This is a genomic window from Streptomyces sp. NPDC093065, from assembly GCF_044754585.1.
In the GTDB taxonomy this organism is placed as follows: Bacteria; Actinomycetota; Actinomycetes; order Streptomycetales; family Streptomycetaceae; genus Streptomyces.
Genome location: NZ_JBIVPJ010000007.1, coordinates 336,210 through 356,569 on the forward strand (window position 1 = coordinate 336,210; position 20,360 = coordinate 356,569).

A 20,360-nucleotide genomic window follows, 5' to 3' on the forward strand; every position below is an offset into this window, starting at 1 on the left:
AGTTAAGCCCACGATGTGCTGGTTGGGGAGACCGATAAGAGGGTTGTTTTCCGTGTCCGCAGTGACCCGGTATCCCCAATGCGAGCGAACTTGACAAAAAGGGGCGCCACGCCGCGCGATTTTGCGGTAAAGGCCGAGTTCCGGGCGGGTTACCGGCGGTTGACGGAAGCTTCCGGCGGACTCCTCTCCAAGGACGGGCGGTCCGGAGAATAGGTTGGGCGTCGAGAACTCGACGATTCGCCGGGACCTGGCAGCCCGGCTCGGTGACACGTGATGGGGGCGGACATGTCAATGTCGAAAGGGTCGAACACCCCGGTGCCGACGACGGCGCTGCGGGTCGAACTGGGCTGGCGATCGGGACCCGGCGTGCCCGACGCGGACGCCTCCGCCCTCCTCCTGGTGGGCGGGAAGGTCCGTTCCGACGCGGACTTCGTCTTCTACAACCAGCCGGCCCACTCCTCCGGATCGGTCCGGCACGAGGGCAAGCGGGACGCCGGCGGCCAGGTGACCGACAGCCTGCTCGTCGACCTCGCGCGCGTGGAGCCCGCGATCGAGACCGTGATCCTCGCCGCCTCCTCGGACGGCGGAGCGTTCGGGCAGGTCCCCGATCTCTGCATCGAGGTCCGCGACGCCGCGCAGAACACCGTCGTCGCCCGCTTCGACAACCCGGGCGCCACCGTCGAGACGGCCTTCGTGCTCGGCGAGTTCTACCGCCGCCAGGGCGCCTGGAAGTTCCGCGCCGTCGGCCAGGGATACGACAGCGGACTCGAGGGCCTGGCCACCGACTACGGCATCTCGGTGGACGAACCCCAGCACGCCGCGCCCCCTGCCGCGCCGCCCGCGCCGGTGGCACCGCCGGCTCCGGCGGCCACGACGCCCCCTCCCACGCCGCCCGCACCCCCCGTCCCTCCCGCGCCGTCCGCCGCGCCGGTCCGCCTGACCAAGGTCACGCTCACCAAGGCGGCGCCCTCCGTCTCGCTGACCAAGCAGGGCGGCACCTCCGGCGCCATGCGCGTCAACCTCAACTGGGAGGTGCGCAAACAGTTCTCGGGCTGGGCCCGCAAGCTCGGCCGCCCGGTCGCCACGCACAACGACCTCGACCTCGACCTGTGCTGCCTGTACGAACTGAGCGACGGCAGCAAGGGCGTCGTCCAGGCACTCGGCAACGCCTTCGGCGCGCTGCACCAGCCGCCGTTCATCCACCTCGACGGCGACGACCGCACCGGCGCCGTGTCGAGTGGTGAGAACCTCACCATCAGCCTCGACCACAAGCAGTACTTCCGGCGCATCCTCGTCTTCGTCACCATCTACGAGGGCGCCCGCTCCTTCGCCGACCTGCACGCCACGGTCACCCTCCAGCCGCAGCACGGCGCCCCGGTCGACTTCTCGCTCGACGAGTGCACCGTGCCCTCGACGGTGTGCGCCCTCGCGCTGATCACCAACACCGGCAGCGACCTCGTCGTCCAGCGCGAGGCCCGTTACCTGGTGCCCGACCGAGGGGTGAGCCCGCAGCGAACGGTCGACCACGCCTACGGCTGGGGCATGAACTGGACCCCCGGCCGCAAGTGACCCGCCCCGGGCGCACGCTCAGCCCTCCTCGGGCACGGCCTCCGGACGCGCGTAGGTGCGGCCCTTCCAGGCCGCGCCGCGTCCCCGGTAGTGCTGCACCGCCGAGTCGACCGTCATCAGGAGATAGAGGAACGCGGTGAACGGCAGCGTCGGCGCGAGCCACAGGGGCTGCCGGTAGTAACGCAGCATCGGCAGATACGTCCCCGCCATCACCAGCCAGGCGGCGGCGCCCAGCAGGGCCGTCGTGCCCCGCCCCGCCGCCAGGCCGGCGAGCACCGCCGCGGGCGGCACCAGGTACACCAGCGCCAGGCCGACGACCGTCGCGGTGAGCACCAGGGGGTTGTGCCGCAACTGCGCGTACGCGCTGCGCGAGACCATCCGCCACAGGTCGTGCAGCCGCGGATACGGACGGACGCTGTCCACCCCCTCGGCCAGACCCAGCCAGACCCGCCCGCCGGCGCCCTTGACCGCCCGGGCGAGGGCCACGTCGTCGATGACGGCGTGCCGGATGGCGTCCGGGATCCGCGCCCGCTCGGCGGCCTCGGTACGCAGCAGCACACAGCCGCCCGCCGCGGCCGCCGTCCGCGTCCCCTTCTTCCTCCCGCTCCCCGCGCGGCCGCCGCCGATCCACCGGAACGGATACAGCTGGGCGAAGAAGTAGACGAAGGCCGGCACCACGAGCCGCTCCCACAGGCTCTCCACCCGCAGCCGGGCCATCTGGGAGACGACGTCGAACCCTCCGGTGCCCGCCGCCGACACCAGCGCGCGCAGACTGTCCGGCGCGTGCGCGATGTCGGCGTCCGTCATCAGCAGGTACTCGGGTTCGCGCGCGCGTGCCAGGTCGATGCCGTGCCGCACCGCCCACAGCTTGCCCGTCCAGCCGGCGGGCGGCTCCCCGGGCGAAGCCACGGTGAGCGGCAGCCCGTCGTGCCGCCGGGCCAGCTCGCAGGCCAGCCCACCCGTGCCGTCCGTACTGCCGTCGTCGATCAGGAAGACCTCCGCCCGCCCCGGATAGTCCTGGGCGAGCAGCGAGGGCAGGCTCGCGGGCAGCACCGCCGCCTCGTCGCGCGCCGGAACGACGACGCACACCGAGGGCCAGACACCGGGTTCCTTCCGCGCCGGCAGTCTGACGTCCGTACGCCAGAAGAAGCCCCGGGCCAGCAGCAGCCACAGCCAGGCGGCGAGGGAGAGGGCGGACACGAAGGTCACGACGGTCACGACGGAAGTCCACACATCGGCGCTCACGTGCGCAGTCTGCACCACGGCACGGGCCGGTGGCGGCGCATCGTCTATGGTGGCCGGGTGAAGATCGCGCTCATGGACTCCGGGATCGGTCTGCTGGCGGCCACAGCCGCGGTACGGCGGCTGCGACCGGACGCCGATCTCATCCTCTCCCTGGACCCCGACGGCATGCCCTGGGGCCCGCGCACCCCCGAGGACCTGACCGGACGGGCCCTCGCCGTGGCCGAGGCCGCCGCCGCGCACCGTCCGGACGCCCTGATCGTCGGCTGCAACACCGCCACCGTGCACGCGCTGCCCGCGCTGCGCGGCCGGCTCGAGCCCGGGGTGCCCGTAGTCGGCACCGTGCCGGCGATCAAGCCGGCCGCGGCGGGAGGCGGCCCCGTGGCGATCTGGGCGACACCGGCCACCACCGGCAGCCCCTACCAGCGTGGCTTGATCGAGGAGTTCGCGGGCGGAGCATCCGTCACCGAGGTGCCCTGCCCGGGGCTCGCCGACGCCGTCGAGCACGCGGACGAGGCGGCGATCACCGCGGCCGTCGCCGCCGCGGCCGCCCTCACCCCCGAGGACGTGACGATCGTCGTCCTCGGCTGCACCCACTACGAACTGGTCGCCGAGCGCATCCGCGCCGCCGTCCAGCGCCCCGGCGCCCCGCGCCTCGTCCTGCACGGCTCCGCCGGTGCGGTGGCCGCCCAGGCGCTGCGCCGGATCGGCGCCCGGCCCGACCCCGGAGCTCCGGCCGCGGGCACCCTGACCGTGCTGCTCAGCGGACGCGAGGGCACTCTGCCCGCGCCCGCGCTGGCCTACGACGAGGGCAGGCTCCTGCACGAGGTCACCCCGGCCGGCTGACCGGCCCGCCCGCACGGTCGGCCCAGTCACCCTGCGCGACGAGGTACCGGCACAGCGAAACATGAGTAACCTCATATCCATGAGGCATCGCCACGGCGAGACCGTCCCACAGCCGAACGTCTGGACCGGCCGGGCCACCAGCCGGATCCAGTGGTTCCTGGCGCTCATCGGCGCCGCCTGCGTGGCGCTCGGCATCGCCCTGGCCGTCGAATCGGCCTGGGAGTCCGGCGTCGCCCCGCTCGCCATGGCCGTCGTCGGCTGTATCGCGGCGGGCCTGCTGGTCCTGTTCGGCACGCTCGCCTTCGTGCACGTCGCGCTCAGAGTCGACGAGGACTGCCTCGAGGTGCGCTGCGGCCACATCGGCGTGCCCCGCCGCCGCATCCCCCTCTCGCACGTCGCCGGCGCCGAGTTCGCGCCGCACGTCACCCCGCGCCACTGGGGCGGCTGGGGCTACCGATGGCGTCCCGAGCGGGGCACCGCCGTCGTCGTGCGACGCGGGGAGGGCCTGATCCTGCGGCTGTGGGACGGGCACACCTTCACGATCACCGTGGACGACGCGGAGGCCGCCGTCCAGGTCATCAAGGACCGGCTGCGCCCGAAGACACCCGGCCCGGCGCACTGAGCGGGCGGGCGGGACCCCCGCGACGCCGGCGGACCGTCCTGTCCGCGGCCAGGTCACCCGCCGTACACTCCGGGGGGTGACAGCCACCGCAACCTCCGTCGGCGAGTCGGACCGGACGCAACCGCAGACCACGCCCGCCTCCCGGGCCGTCGCGCGGCTCACGCGCCTCCTCCCGGCCGCCGCCGCGGCGCTCTCCGGAGTGCTCCTCTACGTCAGCTTCCCGCCGCGCACCCTGTGGTGGCTCGCGCTCCCCGCCTTCGCCGTCCTCGGCGGGGTGCTGCGCGGGCGCGGCTGGAAGGCGGGCCTCGGCCTCGGCTACCTCTTCGGTCTCGGCTTCCTGCTGCCGCTGCTGGTGTGGACCGGCGTGGAGGTCGGCCCCGGCCCCTGGCTCGCCCTGGCCGCGATCGAGGCACTCTTCGTGGCGGCCGTCGGCGCGGGCGTCGCCGCGGTGTCGAAGCTGCCGGGATGGCCGGTGTGGGCGGCGGCGCTGTGGACCGCGGGGGAGGCGGCACGCGCGCGCGTGCCCTTCGAGGGCTTCCCCTGGGGGAAGATCGCGTTCGGCCAGGCGGACGGCGTGTTCCTGCCGCTTGCGGCCGCCGGCGGCACACCGCTGCTCGGCTTCGCGGTCGTCCTGTGCGGCTTCGGGCTCTGCGAGGCCGTGCGCCTGGCCGTCCGGGCCCGCCGCGGCGACGAGGTGCGACGCGGTGCCGCGGCGGTGGCACTGCTCGGCGTGGCGGTACCCGTCGTGGGTGCCCTGGCCGCACGGCCGCTGGTCGGCGACGAGGCGGAGGACGGCACCGCGACCGTCGCCGTGGTCCAGGGCAACGTGCCCCGCGCGGGTCTCGGCTTCAACGCCCAGCGCCGGGCCGTGCTCGACCACCACGTGCGCGAGACCGTACGCCTGGCCGCCGAGGTGAAGGCGGGCAGGACGGCCCGTCCCGACTTCGTCCTCTGGCCGGAGAACTCCTCGGACATCGACCCCTTCGCCAACCCGGACGCGCGCTCGGCCATCGACCGGGCCGCCAAGGCCATCGGTGCGCCCATCTCGGTCGGCGGCGTCGTGGACCGCGACGGCAAGCTCCTGAACGAGCAGATCCTGTGGGATCCGGACAAGGGCCCCGTCGACACCTACGACAAGCGGCAGATCCAGCCGTTCGGCGAGTACCTGCCCCTGCGCTCGCTCATCGGGGCGATCAACGACACCTGGACCAGCATGGTCAGCCGGGACTTCAGCCGGGGAACCGAGCCCGGCGTGTTCACCATGGCAGGCACCAAGGTCGGCCTGGTGACCTGCTACGAGGCGGCCTTCGACTGGGCCGTGCGCTCCGAGGTCACCGACGGCGCCCAGATGATCTCCGTGCCCAGCAACAACGCGACCTTCGACCGCAGCGAGATGACCTACCAGCAGCTCGCCATGTCCCGGATCCGTGCGGTCGAGCACAGCCGGACCGTCACCGTCCCGGTGACCAGCGGCGTCAGCGCGATCATCATGCCGGACGGCAGGATCACCCAGAAGACCGGCATGTTCGTGGCCGACTCCCTGGTCCAGGAGGTGCCCCTGCGCTCCTCCGAGACACCCGCCACCCGGCTCGGCGTCGCACCCGAGATCACCCTGGTCCTGGTCGCCGCCGGCGGTCTCGGCTGGGCCGTCGGCGCCGGTGTGCGCGGTCGGCGCGCCCGCGACGTGTAGCCGTACGCCCGTCGCACGCCCCGCGTCGTCGTCGGGAGCGGTGCGGCTGGCCGGTTAGGGTCGGGCGCATGGCTACTCCCGATTTCATCCGCGACCTGCGGGCCTTCGCCGGACACCAGCTCCTGTGGCTCCCCGGAGTCACCGCCGTCGTCTTCGACGACGAGGGCAGAGTGCTGCTCGGCCGGCGGTCGGACAACGGGCGCTGGTCGCTGATCGGGGGCATCCCGGACCCGGGGGAGCAGCCCGCGGCCTGCGCCGTGCGCGAGGTCGAGGAGGAGACCGCCGTCCGGTGCGCCGTCGAGCGGATGGTCCTCGTACAGGCGATGAAGCCGGTCACCTATGACAACGGCGACGTCTGCCAGTTCATGGACATCACCTTCCGCTGCCGGGCCGTGGGCGGCGAGGCCCGGGTCAACGACGACGAGTCGCTGGAGGTGGGCTGGTTCGCGGTGGACGCGCTGCCGGACATCAAGGAATTCGGACACACCAGGGTCAAGCAGGCCCTGTCCGACGCCCCCACCTGGTTCGAACCCAGCGGCACCCTCTGAGACACGGTGCGGGGCCCACCCGGAGGGGTGGCCCCGGCGGGCCGTACGCATCTCACGGCCGGTCCGACAGGCTCAGGTGCGAGGTATGGCCAGTACCGCCTGCGGAGGCGCGCCGAGGGAAGCTCAACGGGTCATCGCTGTCAGGCACCGGGCGCCGCGGCCGCCCCGTCCGGCGGTGCGGTGCTCTGCCGTACGACGAGGTGGGTCGCCAGCTCGATGCGCCGGCCCGCGCGGCCGGGGTCGTCCGGGTGGAAGAGCATGCGGGTGGCCTCCTCGGCCATGTGCCGCAGCGGCTGGTGGACGGTGGTCAGCGGCGGGCTGGACCACTGGGCCAGCGGCACGTCGTCGTAGCCGACGACCGAGAGGTCCTGCGGGACCCTCAGGCCCGTGACGCGGGCAGCCTCCAGCACGCCGAGTGCCTGGAGGTCGCTGCCCGCGAAGACGGCCGTCGGCCGGTCGGGACCCGCGAGCAGGTCCATACCGTGTTCGAAGCCGCTCTGCACGTCGTAGTCGCCGTGGCGGACCAGGGCCGGGTCGACCGGCAGGCCCGCCATGGTCATCGCCGAGCGGTAGCCGTCGAGCCGGGCCAGTGAGCACAGCATGTCCTCGAACCCGGTGATGATCGCGACGCGTCGGTGCCCGTGGTCGGTGAGGTGGCGGGTGGCCGCCAGACCCCCGGCCCAATTGGCGGAGCCGACGGACGGAACGTCGGGGTCCGGGTCGCCGGCCGGGTCGACGATGACGAAGGGGATGTTCCAGGACCGCAGCCGCCGCTTGACCTCGGCGGGGAGCGAGGAGAAGACCAGCACGACGCCCAGCGGCCCGCGCCCGAGCACACCGTCGATCCAGTCCGGCGCCGGGGCGTGCCGGGTGCCGCTGCGGGTGAGCACGACCTCGGTCCGGTTGGCCTTGGCGACGTTCTCCACGCCCCGGACGAGCTCCATCGCCCAGACGCTGTCCAGCTCGTGGAAGACGAGTTCGACCAGCGGGGAGCGCGGTCGGCCCGCGTTCCGGCGGCGGTAGCCGTGCCCCTCCAGGAGCCGCTCGACCTTCGCCCGGGTCGGGTTGGAGACATCCGAACGACCGTTGAGGACCTTCGAAACTGTCGGCGGGGAGACCCCCGCCTCTTTCGCAATCTCGGCCAGGGTCACCCTGGCGCTCACCTCAACTTCATCGTGCATGCAGGCAGGATAGGCCATGCGATCGATAACGTTTTGAGTCGGCAGCCGCACGGCCATTGACCAGAAATCCGGTCTCACTTTACTGTCCGACCAGCATGGACTTTCGGTGATGGCGCCGAAACTTTCGAAAGGCGAACGATGAAGACACGTGCGCGCTTGCCCAGACTGGTCGCCACCGGTGCGACGCTGGCCCTGGCGCTGAGCCTGTCGGCCTGCGGTGACGGGAACGGCGGGGCGTCGTCGGACGACGGCAAGATCCATGTCCTGGTCTACGGGGACGCCAGCAACAAGATCGAGCAGCAGATCGTCGACACCTTCAACAAGACGTCCGACGTCAAGGCGGTGCTCGACACCATCCCCGGTGCCGACTACCAGACGAAGCTGCAGACGATCATCAACACCCCCCAGGCCCCGGACGTCTTCTACAACTGGGGCGGCGGCAGCATCAAGCCGTTCGTCAAGGCGGACCTGCTCATGCCGCTCGACGACTTCATCAAGAAGGACCCGGGCCTGAAGGACAAGTTCCTGCCGTCCGTCTTCAACAGCGCCGTCGTCGACGGCAAGCCGTACGGCATACCGATGCGCGGCACCCAGCCGGTCCTGCTCTTCCACAACAAGAAGGTCCTCGACGAGGCCGGCGTCCAGCCGCCGAAGACCTGGGACGAACTGCTCACCGCGGTGGACAAGCTCAAGGACGCGGGCGTCACGCCGATCGCGCTCGGCGGCGGCGACGTCTGGCCCACCCAGATGTGGTTCCAGTACCTCTACGACCGCATCGCCGGTCCGGAGCTGTTCGCCAAGGCCCTCTCGGGCGACAAGAGCGCCTGGGAGAGCGCGGACAGCAAGAAGGCCCTGGGCATGATCAGGGACCTCGTCGACGCCGGTGCCTTCGGCAAGAACTACGACTCCGTCAAGTACACCAACGGAGGATCGGTCCAGCTGGTGGCCTCGGGCAAGGCGGGCTTCGAGCTGATGGGCTCCTGGTACTTCTCCCAGCAGCTCACGGATCACAAGGAGTTCGCCGAGAAGGACCTCGGCTACACCGCCTTCCCGGGCGTCGAGGGCGGCAAGGGCGACCCGGCCGACGTCGCCGGCAACACCAACAACTACTACTCGGTGATGAAGAAGACGAAGCACCCCGAGGCCGTCGCCGAGTTCCTGAAGCTCATGTACTCCGACGAGTTCGTCAAGGCGCACCTGGACATCGGCAACCTGCCGACCACGACCAACACCGACAAGTTCATCGACGACTCGGCCACCCCCGAGTACACGCGCTTCCAGTACGAACTCGTCGCCGACGCCCCGTCCTTCCAGCTGTCCTGGGACCAGGCGTACCCGCAGAAGGCCAGCTCGGACATGCACAAGGCCATCCAGCAGTTCTTCAACGGACAGCTCGACACGGACGGCTTCATCAAGGCCATGCAGGCCCTCCCGACCGAGTGACGAACGGCTCATGACCACACACCTCACGAGCGCTCGGCCCGCCGCCGGACCCCGCAAGGAGTCCCGGCGGCGGCCGCCCGCCTCGTCCGCGACGACGGTGGGCCGCCCCGGCTTCGGCTGGGCGGTGCCCGCCGCAGTGTTCTTCTTCCTCTTCGCCATCGTCCCGCTGATCATGGTGGCGGTACTGTCCTTCATGAGCTGGGACGGGATCAGCTCGCCCGAGTTCGTCGGTACCGACAACTGGTCGCGCCTCATCGACGACCCGGTGATGCTCAAGAGCATCTGGCTGACCCTGCTGCTGACCGCGCTCGGCGTGGTCCTGCAGACCCCGCTGAGCATCCTGCTCGGCGTCTGGGCCGCCGGTCACCAGCGCAACCGCGCCGTCCTGTCCGTCATCTACTTCATCCCGCTGCTGCTGTCCGCGACGGCCGTGTCCGTGCTCTGGCGGGCGCTGCTCGACCCGAACTTCGGCATCCCCGCCGAGGCCACGTGGCTCTTCGGCGACGGCAACCTGTTCGGGGAGCAGACCACCGCAGTCGGGGTGCTGGCGTTCGTCAGCACCTGGCAGTTCACCCCGTTCCACACGCTCATCTACCAGGGCGCCGCACGCGCGGTCCCGCAGGTGCTGTACCAGGCGGCGGAGATCGACGGGGCCGGCCGCTACCGGCAGTTCTTCCACATCACCCTGCCGCAGCTGCGCACCTCCATGATCACCTCGATGATCCTGATGATCGTCGGCGGCCTGACCACGTTCGAGACGGTCCTCATCCTGACCCAGGGCGGCCCCGGCACCGACACGACCATCAGCGCCTACTACATGTACGACAAGGCCTTCAAGAGCTTCGACTACGGCATCGGCTCCGCGATCGCCCTGGCCCTGGTCGTCGCGGCCACGATCATCTCGCTGGTCGTCGTCCGGGTCTCCGGCTACGACAAGATGCGCAGCTCCATGGAGGGTGTGTCATGAGGCGCCGACCCAACTACCCGGCCGGCGCCGGCTCACTCGTCTGGCTCGTCCTGGTCGGCCTGCCGCTGTACGTGATGCTGGCCGCGACCCTGCGCACCCGCCAGGACTACGCCGAGAACGGCCCGGTCTCCCTCCCGGACAGCTTCACGCTGGACAACTACACCGGCGCCTTCGACTCGGGCTTCGGCCAGTACTTCCTCAACACGCTCGTCGTCACCGCCTGCGTGATCGGCATCGTGCTGCTGCTGGTCCCGCCGCTCGCCTACGCCATCGTCCGCAGCCGGGGCAGGGCCACGTCGGCGATCTTCCGGCTCTTCCTGCTCGGTCTCGCCATCCCGGCCCAGGCCGTGATCGTGCCGATGTTCTACCTGATCAGCGAAGCCGGGCTGTACGACAACCTGCTCGGCGTCATCCTGCCCACGGCCGCCTTCTGCCTGCCGATGTCCGCGCTCATCCTCAGCGGTGCGATGCGTGACATCTCCCCGGAGCTGTACGAGGCCATGGCGATGGACGGCGCGAGCCCGCGGCGCATGTTCTTCCAGCTCGTCGTGCCGCTGTCGCGCGGGGGACTGTCCACGATCGTGGTGTTCTCCGCGCTCCAGGCGTGGAACGGCTTCCTGTTCCCGCTCGTGCTGACCCAGTCCGAGTCCACCAAGGTGGTCACCCTGGGCCTGTACAACTTCCAGACCGCGCACGGCATCGACATCCCCGGTCTGCTGGGAGCCGTGGTGCTGTCCATGGTGCCCATCCTGCTCGTCTACCTGTTCGCCCGTCGCGCCCTCATCCAGGGGCTGATGGGTGTCGGAGGAAAGTGACTGCCGACGTGGCCGTAGAGACCACCCCCGAAATCCCCCTCTGGAACGACCCCACCCACCCCGTCGCCACCAGAGTCGACGCGCTCGTCGCCGCGATGACCCTCGAGGAGAAGATCGCCCAGCTGTACGGAGTGTGGGTGGGCGCCTCCGACAAGGGCGGCGAAGTCGCCCCCCACCAGCACGACATGGAGGAGACCGTCGACCTCGACGCGCTCCTGCCCGCCGGCCTCGGCCAGCTCACCCGCCCCTTCGGCACCGTCCCCGTGGACCCCGCCCTCGGCGCGCTCTCCCTCATGCGCACCCAGGCCCGGATCACCTCGGCGGGCCGCTTCGGCATCCCCGCTCTCGCGCACGAGGAGTGCCTGGCGGGCTTCGCCGCCTGGGGCGCCACGGCCTACCCCGTCCCGCTGTCCTGGGGCGCCACCTTCGACCCGGACGCGGTGCGCCGGATGGCCGCCGCCATCGGCCGCGACATGCGGTCCGTCGGCGTCCACCAGGGCCTCGCACCCGTCCTCGACGTGGTCCGCGACGCCCGCTGGGGCCGCGTCGAGGAGACCATCGGAGAGGACCCGTACCTCGTCGGCACCATCGGCACCGCGTACGTACAGGGCCTGGAGTCCGCCGGGATCGTCGCCACCCTCAAGCACTTCGTCGGCTACTCCGCCTCCCGCGCCGGCCGCAACCTCGCGCCCTCCTCCGTGGGCGCCCGCGAACGGGCCGACGTCCTGCTGCCGCCGTTCGAGATGGCCGTCCGCGAGGGCGGCACCCGCTCCGTCATGCACGCCTACACCGACATCGACGGCGTGCCGGCCGCGGCCGACGAGGCACTGCTGACCGGGCTGCTGCGCGACACCTGGGGCTTCGAGGGGACGGTCGTCGCCGACTACTTCGGCATCGCCTTCCTCAAGACCCTGCACGGCATCGCCGCAGACTGGGCCGGCGCCGCGGGCGCCGCGCTGGAGGCGGGCGTCGACGTCGAACTGCCCACCGTGAAGACCTTCGGCGCGCCGCTCGTCGAGGCGGTCACCGAGGGCCGGGTCCCCGAGTCCCTCGTCGACCGGGCGCTGCGCCGCGTCCTCGGCCAGAAGGCGCTGCTCGGACTGCTCGACCCGGACTGGAGCCCCGTCCCGCCCGCGCTCGACGGGGTGGACCTCTCGGATCCGGAAGCGCTGCGCGGCCGTATCGACCTGGACCGGTCCGAGAACCGGGAACTGGCCCGCGAGATCGCCGAGAAGGCGGTGGTGCTGCTCACCAACGACGGCACCCTGCCGCTCGCCCGGCCCCGCCGCATCGCCCTGGTCGGCCCCAACGCCACCGAGGCGACCGCCGTGCTCGGCTGCTACTCCTTCCCGCGCCACGTCGGTGTGCAGCATCCCCAGGTCCCGGTCGGCATCGACCTGCCCACCCTGCGCGACACCCTGACCGCCGAGTTCCCCGACGCGGACATCACCGTCGCCCGCGGCACCGGCGTCGACGACGGCGAGCTCTCCGGCATCGGCGAGGCGGCGGACGCGGCCCGTGCGGCGGACGTCGTCGTCGCCGTCCTCGGCGACCGCGCGGGCCTGTTCGGCCGCGGCACCAGCGGCGAGGGCTGCGACGCCGAGTCCCTCGCCCTGCCCGGCGCCCAGCAGCAGCTCCTCGACGCGCTGCTCGACTCCGGGAAGCCGGTGGTCACGGTCCTGCTCGCCGGACGGCCCTACGCACTCGGCCGCGCCGTGGCCGAGTCCGCCGCGATCGTCCAGTCGTTCTTCCCCGGCGAGGAGGGCACCGCGGCGATCGCCGGCGTGCTCAGCGGCCGCACCGGCCCCACCGGCAGGCTGCCCGTCAGCGTGCCCGGCGGCGCGGGCGCCCAGCCGACCACCTACCTCGGGGCGCGGCTCGCCCACGCCAGCGAGGTGTCCAGCATCGACCCGACACCGGCCTTCGGCTTCGGGCACGGGCTCACGTACACCTCGTTCGCCTGGAGCGACCTCGTGGTGCACACCGGGGAGGCGCCGGCCGACGGTGCGTTCTCGCTGGAGCTGACCGTCCGCAACACCGGCGAACGGCACGGCACCGAGATCGTGCAGCTCTACCTGCACGACCCGGTCGCCTCCGTCGTCCAGCCGGTGCAGCGCCTCATCGGCTACACGCGGGTGCCGCTCGGCCCCGGTGAGTCCCGCAGGCTGAGCGTCGAGGTGCCCGCCGACCTCGCCTCCTTCACCGGCCGCGACGGCCGCCGCGTCGTCGAACCGGGCGAGCTGGAGCTGCGGTTCGCCGCGTCCAGCACCGAGCCGCGGCTCACGGCGACGGTCGCGCTCACCGGACCGGAGCGGCAGGTCGATCACACACGGCGGCTGCACGCCGTGTTCCGGCAGGAGGCAAAGGAGGCAGTCGAGGGCGCCTGAGACACCGGCCCGACGCCGAGCGGTGGTCCCGGGCTCCGGCTCCCGGCACCACCGCTCGCCGCCCGGCTCAGCGCACGACGTCGAAGACGTTCTTCTGGATGCCGTTGGCGTAGACCTCGTGCTCGACGAGCTTCAGCCGCTGGGCGTCCTTGTCCGTGTCGCTGAACAGCCGCTTGCCCGCGCCGAGGAGGAGCGGGAAGACCAGCAGGTGGTAGCGGTCGATCAGCCCGGCGTCCGAAAGGCTCCGGTTCAGGGCCGCGCTGCCGTGGACGATGATCGGACCGCCCTCGGTCTCCTTCAGCGCGGCGACCTCGTCGAGCGAACGCAGGATCGTCGTCTCACCCCAGTTCGTCACCAGGTTCTCCTCGCCGAGGGTGGTGGAGACGACGTACTTCGGCATTCTCCGGTATTCGGGGAACTCCGCCATGTCCGGCCACACCGGGCTGAACGCCTCGTAGCTGACCCGGCCGAGGAGCAGCGCCGCGGCCTCGCCCTGCTCCCGGCCCTTGATCTCGTACGCCTCGGGGACGAAGTCCACGAGCTCGACGGTCCAGCCGGAGTTCCGGTAGCCGGGCTCGCCGCCCGGGGCCTCCACGACGCCGTCGAGCGAGACGAAAGCGGTGCTGATCAGAGTACGCATGCGTGGTTCCTCGATGTTTCGTGTGCGGCCAGTCCCCACTACGACCGGGGGCCGGAGGGAAACTCATCGGTCGCGGCCGCGATCCCGGACGCCGTGGACGGGCGCGCCCGCAGCGCGTCGACGGCGTGCAGGGCGACGTGCAGTTCGGTGCGCTGCTCGCCGGACTCCAGGTCGCGGCCCAGCAACCGCTCGATGGTGCGCAGACGCTGGTAGACGGTCTCCCGGGACAGCCCCGCCGAGCGGGCGGCCACCGTCTTGTTGCCCGCGGCCTCCAGATAACCCCGCAGGGTCGCGACGAGACCGGTGCCGTGCCGGGCGTCGTGGTCGAGGAGCGGGCCCAACTGCCGCTCCGCGTAGTCCTGGACGCGGAGATCGTCGCGCAGCGCGAACAGCAGGCGGCGCAGGCCGATGTCGGACCGCTCGTGGAAGGAGCGGCCGGACGGGAGGGGCAGGCCGGGTTCGGTGGCCTCGGCCACCCGGGCCGCCTCGCGGAACGAGCGGGCCACGTCGGCGAGGTCGCGGGCCGGCGAGCCGACGCACACCGTCGCGTCCGGGGCCACGTCCAGGACGGTGCGGCTCAGCCGCTCGACGGCCTCGCGCCACGGCCGGGACGGGCGCAGCGCCAGCAGCACCCCGAGGCGGGCGGGCGACAGGAGACCGACGAGGACCTGCGCTCCCGCCGCGCCCGGTTCCTCGGCGAGCCGGGCCTCGGCCGCTCCGGCGTCCTCCCGGGAGGGCAGGTCCGCCAGGACGGCGACGAAGCGGACGTGCTCCGCGGGCAGCCCCAGGGCCGCGACCCGGGTCCGGGCTTCCGCGGCGGAGTGAAGACGCTGCTCGACCAGATCGCGCAGCACGGTGCGGTGGGCGGTGCGTTCCCACGAAGCGGGACGGGTGAGACGGGCGATGGTGAGCGCCATCGCGGTCCGCTCCAGCACCGTGACGTCCTCGGGGCCGAAGCCCCGCCCCGGCGGCACGACGGGAAGCATGACCACCCGGCCCCAGCGCTCCCCCTGGTACTCCACCGGGGCCGTGAGCCAGCCCTCGGGACCCGTGGCCTCCGCGCGGTCGGTGGCCGGCGTGGTGCGCGAGCGCCGTTCCCAGTCCGTCAGAGCCGCGTGCGCCGTGCTCCCGGACGGCTCGCAGACCAGCGCCCGGTGGACGAGGTTCTCCAGGACGACCGTGCGTCCGCTCATCTCCGCCGCCGCACGCAGCACCTCCTCGGGGCCCGCGCCGCGCAGCGTGAGCGCGGTGAACGCCTCGTGGACGCCCTGGGTCCTGCGCATCGCCTCCGACTGGTGGCCGAGGATCAGGGTGTGGACCACCTGGGTGACCTCCAGGAAGTTGACGTCCCTGGAGAGCGTGACCAGAGGCAGCCCCCGCGCACGGCACGCCCGGACCAGGGCGTCGGGCGGCCGGTGATAGCGGCGGACCAGCTCGATGACCAGGGCGGCGGCACCGACGGCGGCGAGTTCGTCGACGTAGCGGCGGACACCGGCGGGGTCGTCGGGCAGGGGCATGCCGGTGGTGAGGACGAGCTCGCCGCCCTTCAGGAAGGAGGCGGGGTCCGTCAGTTCGGTGATGTGGACCCAGCGGACCTGACGGTCCACGTGTTCCTCGCCGGTGACCACCCGCGGATCGCCGCCGGCCAGGACGGGCAGCGCCAGCACGTCGGCCACGGTGGGCGGACGGCCCGCCGGGCCCGGCTGCCGGTTCTCGCTCACGGTGCCTCCCTGCGCACTCCGGTCACTCTGACAAGCCTCGCTGACCTGCGCAAGGGCGCTCGGAGCCCGGCAGGGGCGCGGGCGGGCACCGCCAGGGCCGCCGAACGCCTGACACATCGTCCGGACACCCCGCCCCGTCCGGACAGATCACGCGTTGCCGCGCCCGACGGGGCGGGAAGGCTCGGGGGACCGCAGGAGACCGACGAGCAGGCCGGGAGACGAGCATGACCGCACTGTCGCCGCACCTTCGCCAGGCCACCCCCGTGGTGGCGGTCCGGGGCGAGGGGGTCCACATCGAGGGCGAGGACGGCCGACGCTATCTGGACTTCACCGCCGGCATCGGCGTCACCAGCACCGGCCACTGCCACCCGAGGGTCGTGGCCGCCGCCCAGGAACAGGTCGCCACCCTGGTCCACGGGCAGTACACGACCGTCATGCACCCGCCGCTGCGGCGCCTGGTCGACAAGCTCGGCGAGGTGCTGCCCGACGGCCTGGACAGTCTGTTCTTCACCAACTCCGGCAGCGAGGCGGTCGAGGCCGCGCTGCGCCTGGCCCGCCAGGCCACCGGCCGGCCCAACGTGCTGGTCTGCCACGGCGGCTTCCACGGCCGCACGGTGGCCGCGGCGTCCATGACCACCTCCGGCACCCGTTTCCGGTCCGGGTTCTCGCCGCTGATGAGCGGTGTGGTCGTCACCCCGTTCCCGACGGCCTTCCGCTACGGCTGGGACGAGGAGACGGCCACCCGCTTCGCCCTCAAGGAGCTGGACTACACCCTTCAGACGGTCTCCTCGCCGGCCGACACCGCCGCCGTGATCGTCGAGCCGGTCCTCGGCGAGGGCGGCTACGTGCCCGCGAACCGGGCCTTCGTCCAGGGCCTGCGCGAGCGCGCCGACCGGCACGGCTTCCTGCTGATCCTCGACGAGGTGCAGACCGGGGTGGGCCGCACCGGCCGGTTCTGGGGCCACGAGCACTTCGGCGTCACCCCCGACATCCTGGTCACCGCCAAGGGCCTGGCCAGCGGCTTCCCGCTGTCCGGCATCGCCGCTCCCGAGGAGCTGATGCGCAAGGCCTGGGCGGGCTCCCAGGGCGGCACGTACGGCGCCAACGCGGTCGCCTGCGCGGCGGCCTGCGCCACGCTGGACGTCGTACGCGACGAGAAGCTCGTCGACAACGCCGAGGCGATGGGCGCCCGGCTGCGCCACGGACTGGAGGCGGTGGCGTCCCGGACCTCGGCCATCGGCGACGTACGGGGCATGGGGCTGATGCTGGCGAGCGAGTTCGTCACCGGGGACGGCGAGCCCGACCCGGAGACCGCCGCCCGCGTGCAGCGGGCGGCCGTCGACGAAGGGCTGCTCCTCCTGCTGTGCGGGGCCTGGAACCAGGTGGTGCGGATGATCCCGGCCCTGGTCGTCGACGAGACCGCCGTGGACCAGGGCCTCCGGGCGTGGGCCGCCGCCGTCGAGGCCGGCACGTCGGGAGCGGCGGGACGGTGACGGCCGCCGCGCACCGCCTCACGACCCGCCCCGCAGCGCCCGCACACCGGTGATCAGGAGGAACCCCATGACCGGCACCGACACCCCCACACAGCTGTTCGTCGGCGGATCCTGGGTGGACGCCGCGGACGGCGCCGTCATGCCCGTGGACGACCCCGCCACCGGCGAGGTCCTGGCCCACGTCGCCGACGCGGGTCCCAAGGACGCCCGGCTCGCCGAGGAGGCCGCGGTCCAGGCGCAGGAGGCATGGGCCCGCACGGCGCCGAGGGCGCGCAGCGAGATCCTGCGCCGTGCCTACGAGATCGTCGTGGAGCGCACGGACGCACTGGCCCGCCTGATGACCTCCGAGATGGGCAAGCCGCTGGCCGAGGCCCGCGGCGAGGTGGCCTACGCCGCGGAGTTCTTCCGCTGGTTCTCCGAGGAGGCCGTCCGGATCGACGGCGGCCACGGAATCCTCCCCGACGGGCGCAACCGCATGCTGCTCGCCCGGCGCCCGGTCGGTCCCTGCCTGCTGATCACCCCGTGGAACTTCCCCCTCGCCATGGGCACCCGGAAGATCGGCCCGGCGATCGCGGCCGGCTGCACGGCGGTGCTCAAACCGGCGCCCCAGACCCCGCTCTCCAGCCTGGCCCTCGCCGCGATCCTCAAGGAGGCGGGGCTGCCCGACGGGGTGCTCAACGTCGTCACCACCTCCCGTGCGGGCGAGGTGTGCGAACCGCTCCTGCGCGGCGGGCGGATCCGCAAGCTGTCCTTCACCGGTTCGACGGCCGTGGGGCGGCTGCTGCTCGCGCAGTGCGCGGACACGGTCGTGCGGACGTCGATGGAGCTGGGCGGCAACGCGCCGTTCGTGGTCTTCGACGACGCGGACCTCGACGCCGCAGTGGACGGCGCGATGGTGGCCAAGATGCGCAACATGGGCGAGGCGTGCACCGCAGCCAACCGCTTCTTCGTGCACCGCTCGGTGGCTCAGGAGTTCGCGGGCCGGCTGGCCCGGCGGATGGGGTCCCTCGTGGTGGGCCCCGGCACCGAGGACGGTGTCGACGTCGGTCCGCTCATCGACGCCGCCGGACGCGCCAAGGTCGAGGAACTGGTCGCCGACGCGGTGGAGCGCGGCGCCCGGGTGCTGGTCGGCGGCACCACGCCCGAGGGCCCCGGCTGCTTCTACCCGCCCACCGTGCTCACCGACGTCTCCCCGGACAGCCGGCTGACCGGTACGGAGATCTTCGGCCCGGTCGCCGCGATCCTCACCTTCGACGACGAGGACGAGGTGGTCCGCCGGGCCAACGACACCCCCTGGGGCCTGGTCGGCTACGTCTTCACGGAGGGCCTGGATCGCGCCCTGCGGGTCAGCGAACGCCTGGAGGTCGGCATGGTCGGGCTCAACACCGGCCTGGTCTCCAACCCCGCCGCGCCCTTCGGCGGGGTCAAGCAGTCGGGTCTCGGCCGGGAGGGCGGCCGGGTCGGGATCGAGGAGTTCCTGGAGTACCAGTACGTGGCGATGCCGACGCGGTGACGAGGAGGGTTTCCGCTCCGGGACGAGCAAGGCTTTGCATGGTCATGCGTAATCATGCATACTCTTCCTATGTCCAAGGTCCTCACCTCCCTCCCCACCGGCGAGCGCGTCGGTATCGCCTTCTCGGGCGGCCTCGACACCTCGGTCGCGGTCGCGTGGATGCGTGACAAGGGCGCCGTCCCCTGCACGTACACCGCCGACATCGGCCAGTACGACGAGCCCGACATCGCCTCGGTGCCCGACCGTGCCAAGACCTACGGCGCCGAGGTCGCGCGCCTGGTCGACTGCCGTGCGGCACTGGTCGAGGAGGGCCTGGCCGCGCTCACCTGCGGGGCGTTCCACATCCGCTCGGGGGGGCGTGCCTACTTCAACACCACGCCGCTGGGCCGTGCCGTCACGGGCACCCTGCTCGTCCGGGCGATGCTCGAGGACGACGTCCAGATCTGGGGCGACGGCTCCACGTTCAAGGGCAACGACATCGAGCGGTTCTACCGCTACGGCCTGCTCGCCAACCCGCAGCTCAGGATCTACAAGCCCTGGCTGGACGCGGACTTCGTGACCGAGCTGGGCGGCCGCAAGGAGATGTCGGAGTGGCTGGTCGCCCACGACCTGCCCTACCGGGACTCCACGGAGAAGGCGTACTCCACCGACGCCAACATCTGGGGCGCCACCCACGAGGCCAAGACGCTGGAGCACCTCGACACCGGTGTGGAGACCGTGGAGCCCATCATGGGCGTGCGGTTCTGGGATCCGTCGGTCGAGATCGCGCCCGAGGACGTGACCATCGGCTTCGACCAGGGCCGCCCCGTGACGATCAACGGCAAGGACTTCGCCTCCGCCGTCGACCTGGTGATGGAGGCCAACGCCGTCGGCGGCCGGCACGGCATGGGCATGTCCGACCAGATCGAGAACCGGATCATCGAGGCCAAGAGCCGCGGCATCTACGAGGCCCCCGGCATGGCCCTGCTGCACGCCGCCTACGAGCGCCTGGTCAACGCCATCCACAACGAGGACACCCTCGCCCAGTACCACACCGAGGGACGGCGCCTGGGCCGGCTGATGTACGAGGGCCGCTGGCTCGACCCGCAGTCCCTGATGATCCGCGAGTCCCTGCAGCGCTGGGTCGGCTCGGCGGTCACCGGCGAGGTCACGCTGCGGCTGCGGCGCGGTGAGGACTACTCGATCCTCGACACCACAGGACCGGCGTTCAGCTACCACCCGGACAAGCTCTCCATGGAGCGCACCGAGGACTCCGCGTTCGGCCCCGTGGACCGGATCGGCCAGCTCACCATGCGCAACCTGGACATCGCCGACTCCCGCGCCAAGCTGGAGCAGTACGCCGGGCTCGGTCTCATCGGCACCGGCAGCCCCGCCATCGGGGCCGCGCAGGCGGCCGCGACCGGGCTGATCGGCGCCATGCCCGAGGGCGGCGCCGAGGCCATCGCCTCGCGCGGCGAGGTATCCGCCGACGACGAGCTGCTGGACCGCGCCGCGATGGAGTCCGGCACGGACTGATCCCTCGTCCCCCGTCCGAGGGGACCCCGCACCGGCAAGGGCCGGGGGGGGGGGGGGGGGGGGGGGGGGGGGGGGGGGGGGGCGGGGGGGGCCGGGGGCCCGGGGGGGGGGGGGGGGGGGGGGGGTATATGCCGGGGGGCGGCCGGGCCGGCGCCGCACCAAACAACC

Annotated in this window: 16 protein-coding genes; 12 read left to right on the plus strand and 4 right to left on the minus strand. The window is 72.3% G+C overall.

Translation table 11 applies throughout. The features are described from left to right. Positions 1-291 precede the first annotated feature (291 nt). A complete protein-coding gene (locus ACIQFU_RS15825) occupies positions 292-1,569 on the plus strand; it encodes a TerD family protein (RefSeq protein ID WP_402551936.1) in 1,278 nt (425 codons plus the stop codon). 18 nt (positions 1,570-1,587) lie between these two features. On the opposite strand, the gene ACIQFU_RS15830 is transcribed toward ACIQFU_RS15825, so the two are convergent. Beyond that, positions 1,588-2,814 (minus strand): glycosyltransferase, encoded by a 1,227-nt coding sequence (locus tag ACIQFU_RS15830; RefSeq protein ID WP_402551894.1) that lies wholly within the window; start codon positions 2,812-2,814, stop codon positions 1,588-1,590. 57 nt (positions 2,815-2,871) lie between these two features. Between ACIQFU_RS15830 and ACIQFU_RS15835 the strand changes: the two genes are divergently transcribed. The 4 genes from ACIQFU_RS15835 to ACIQFU_RS15850 all read left to right on the plus strand — a co-directional run bounded on the left by ACIQFU_RS15835 (position 2,872) and on the right by ACIQFU_RS15850 (position 6,517). Continuing rightward, positions 2,872-3,657, plus strand: coding sequence for a glutamate racemase (locus ACIQFU_RS15835; RefSeq protein ID WP_402551937.1), 786 nt, complete (start codon positions 2,872-2,874; stop codon positions 3,655-3,657). A gap of 79 nt (positions 3,658-3,736) precedes the next feature. Continuing rightward, the gene (locus tag ACIQFU_RS15840; protein ID WP_402551896.1) at positions 3,737-4,279 is read left to right on the plus strand and encodes a hypothetical protein; all 543 of its coding nucleotides are present in this window, start codon (positions 3,737-3,739) and stop codon (positions 4,277-4,279) included. A 76-nt stretch (positions 4,280-4,355) separates the two neighbouring features. Continuing rightward, positions 4,356-5,969, plus strand: a complete 1,614-nt coding sequence (lnt, locus tag ACIQFU_RS15845; protein WP_402551897.1) for an apolipoprotein N-acyltransferase — start codon at positions 4,356-4,358, stop codon at positions 5,967-5,969. Between the two features lie 68 nt (positions 5,970-6,037). Continuing rightward, on the plus strand, positions 6,038-6,517 hold the full coding sequence (locus ACIQFU_RS15850) for an NUDIX hydrolase (RefSeq protein ID WP_402551899.1): 480 nt from the start codon (positions 6,038-6,040) through the stop codon (positions 6,515-6,517). A 140-nt stretch (positions 6,518-6,657) separates the two neighbouring features. Here ACIQFU_RS15850 and ACIQFU_RS15855 read toward each other — a convergent pair whose 3' ends face one another. Further along, positions 6,658-7,698, minus strand: coding sequence for a LacI family DNA-binding transcriptional regulator (locus ACIQFU_RS15855; RefSeq protein ID WP_402551900.1), 1,041 nt, complete (start codon positions 7,696-7,698; stop codon positions 6,658-6,660). Positions 7,699-7,836: 138 nt separating this feature from the next. On the opposite strand from ACIQFU_RS15855, the gene ACIQFU_RS15860 reads away from it, so the two are divergent. The 4 genes from ACIQFU_RS15860 to ACIQFU_RS15875 are packed head-to-tail and all read left to right on the plus strand — an operon-like array spanning position 7,837 to position 13,310. Continuing rightward, positions 7,837-9,141 (plus strand): ABC transporter substrate-binding protein, encoded by a 1,305-nt coding sequence (locus ACIQFU_RS15860; protein ID WP_402551901.1) that lies wholly within the window; start codon positions 7,837-7,839, stop codon positions 9,139-9,141. Between the two features lie 10 nt (positions 9,142-9,151). Continuing rightward, positions 9,152-10,108 carry a carbohydrate ABC transporter permease gene (locus ACIQFU_RS15865; RefSeq protein ID WP_402551902.1) on the plus strand — a complete coding sequence of 319 codons (957 nt, stop codon included), beginning with the start codon at positions 9,152-9,154 and terminating at the stop codon, positions 10,106-10,108. Then, positions 10,105-10,923 (plus strand): carbohydrate ABC transporter permease, encoded by an 819-nt coding sequence (locus ACIQFU_RS15870; protein ID WP_402551903.1) that lies wholly within the window; start codon positions 10,105-10,107, stop codon positions 10,921-10,923. Before ACIQFU_RS15865 ends, ACIQFU_RS15870 begins: the two co-directional genes overlap by 4 nt. Continuing rightward, positions 10,920-13,310, plus strand: a complete 2,391-nt coding sequence (locus ACIQFU_RS15875) for a beta-glucosidase (RefSeq protein ID WP_402551905.1) — start codon at positions 10,920-10,922, stop codon at positions 13,308-13,310. The genes ACIQFU_RS15870 and ACIQFU_RS15875 overlap by 4 nt, the downstream gene beginning before the upstream one ends. Before the next feature lie 67 nt (positions 13,311-13,377). Here ACIQFU_RS15875 and ACIQFU_RS15880 read toward each other — a convergent pair whose 3' ends face one another. Both ACIQFU_RS15880 and ACIQFU_RS15885 read right to left on the minus strand, forming a co-directional pair. Continuing rightward, positions 13,378-13,950: a dihydrofolate reductase family protein gene (locus ACIQFU_RS15880; protein WP_402551907.1), complete on the minus strand. Its 573-nt coding sequence runs from the start codon at positions 13,948-13,950 to the stop codon at positions 13,378-13,380. Between the two features lie 38 nt (positions 13,951-13,988). Further along, entirely contained in the window at positions 13,989-15,671 is a 1,683-nt protein-coding gene (locus tag ACIQFU_RS15885; RefSeq protein WP_402551909.1) for a PucR family transcriptional regulator, read from the minus strand. 224 nt (positions 15,672-15,895) lie between these two features. On the opposite strand from ACIQFU_RS15885, the gene ACIQFU_RS15890 reads away from it, so the two are divergent. The 3 genes from ACIQFU_RS15890 to argG all read left to right on the plus strand — a co-directional run bounded on the left by ACIQFU_RS15890 (position 15,896) and on the right by argG (position 20,192). Further along, positions 15,896-17,164, plus strand: a complete 1,269-nt coding sequence (locus tag ACIQFU_RS15890; RefSeq protein WP_402551911.1) for an aspartate aminotransferase family protein — start codon at positions 15,896-15,898, stop codon at positions 17,162-17,164. A 67-nt stretch (positions 17,165-17,231) separates the two neighbouring features. After that, entirely contained in the window at positions 17,232-18,677 is a 1,446-nt protein-coding gene (locus ACIQFU_RS15895) for an NAD-dependent succinate-semialdehyde dehydrogenase (protein ID WP_402551912.1), read from the plus strand. A 69-nt stretch (positions 18,678-18,746) separates the two neighbouring features. Continuing rightward, positions 18,747-20,192: an argininosuccinate synthase gene (argG, locus tag ACIQFU_RS15900; RefSeq protein ID WP_402551913.1), complete on the plus strand. Its 1,446-nt coding sequence runs from the start codon at positions 18,747-18,749 to the stop codon at positions 20,190-20,192. The last annotated feature ends 168 nt before the right edge of the window (positions 20,193-20,360 follow it).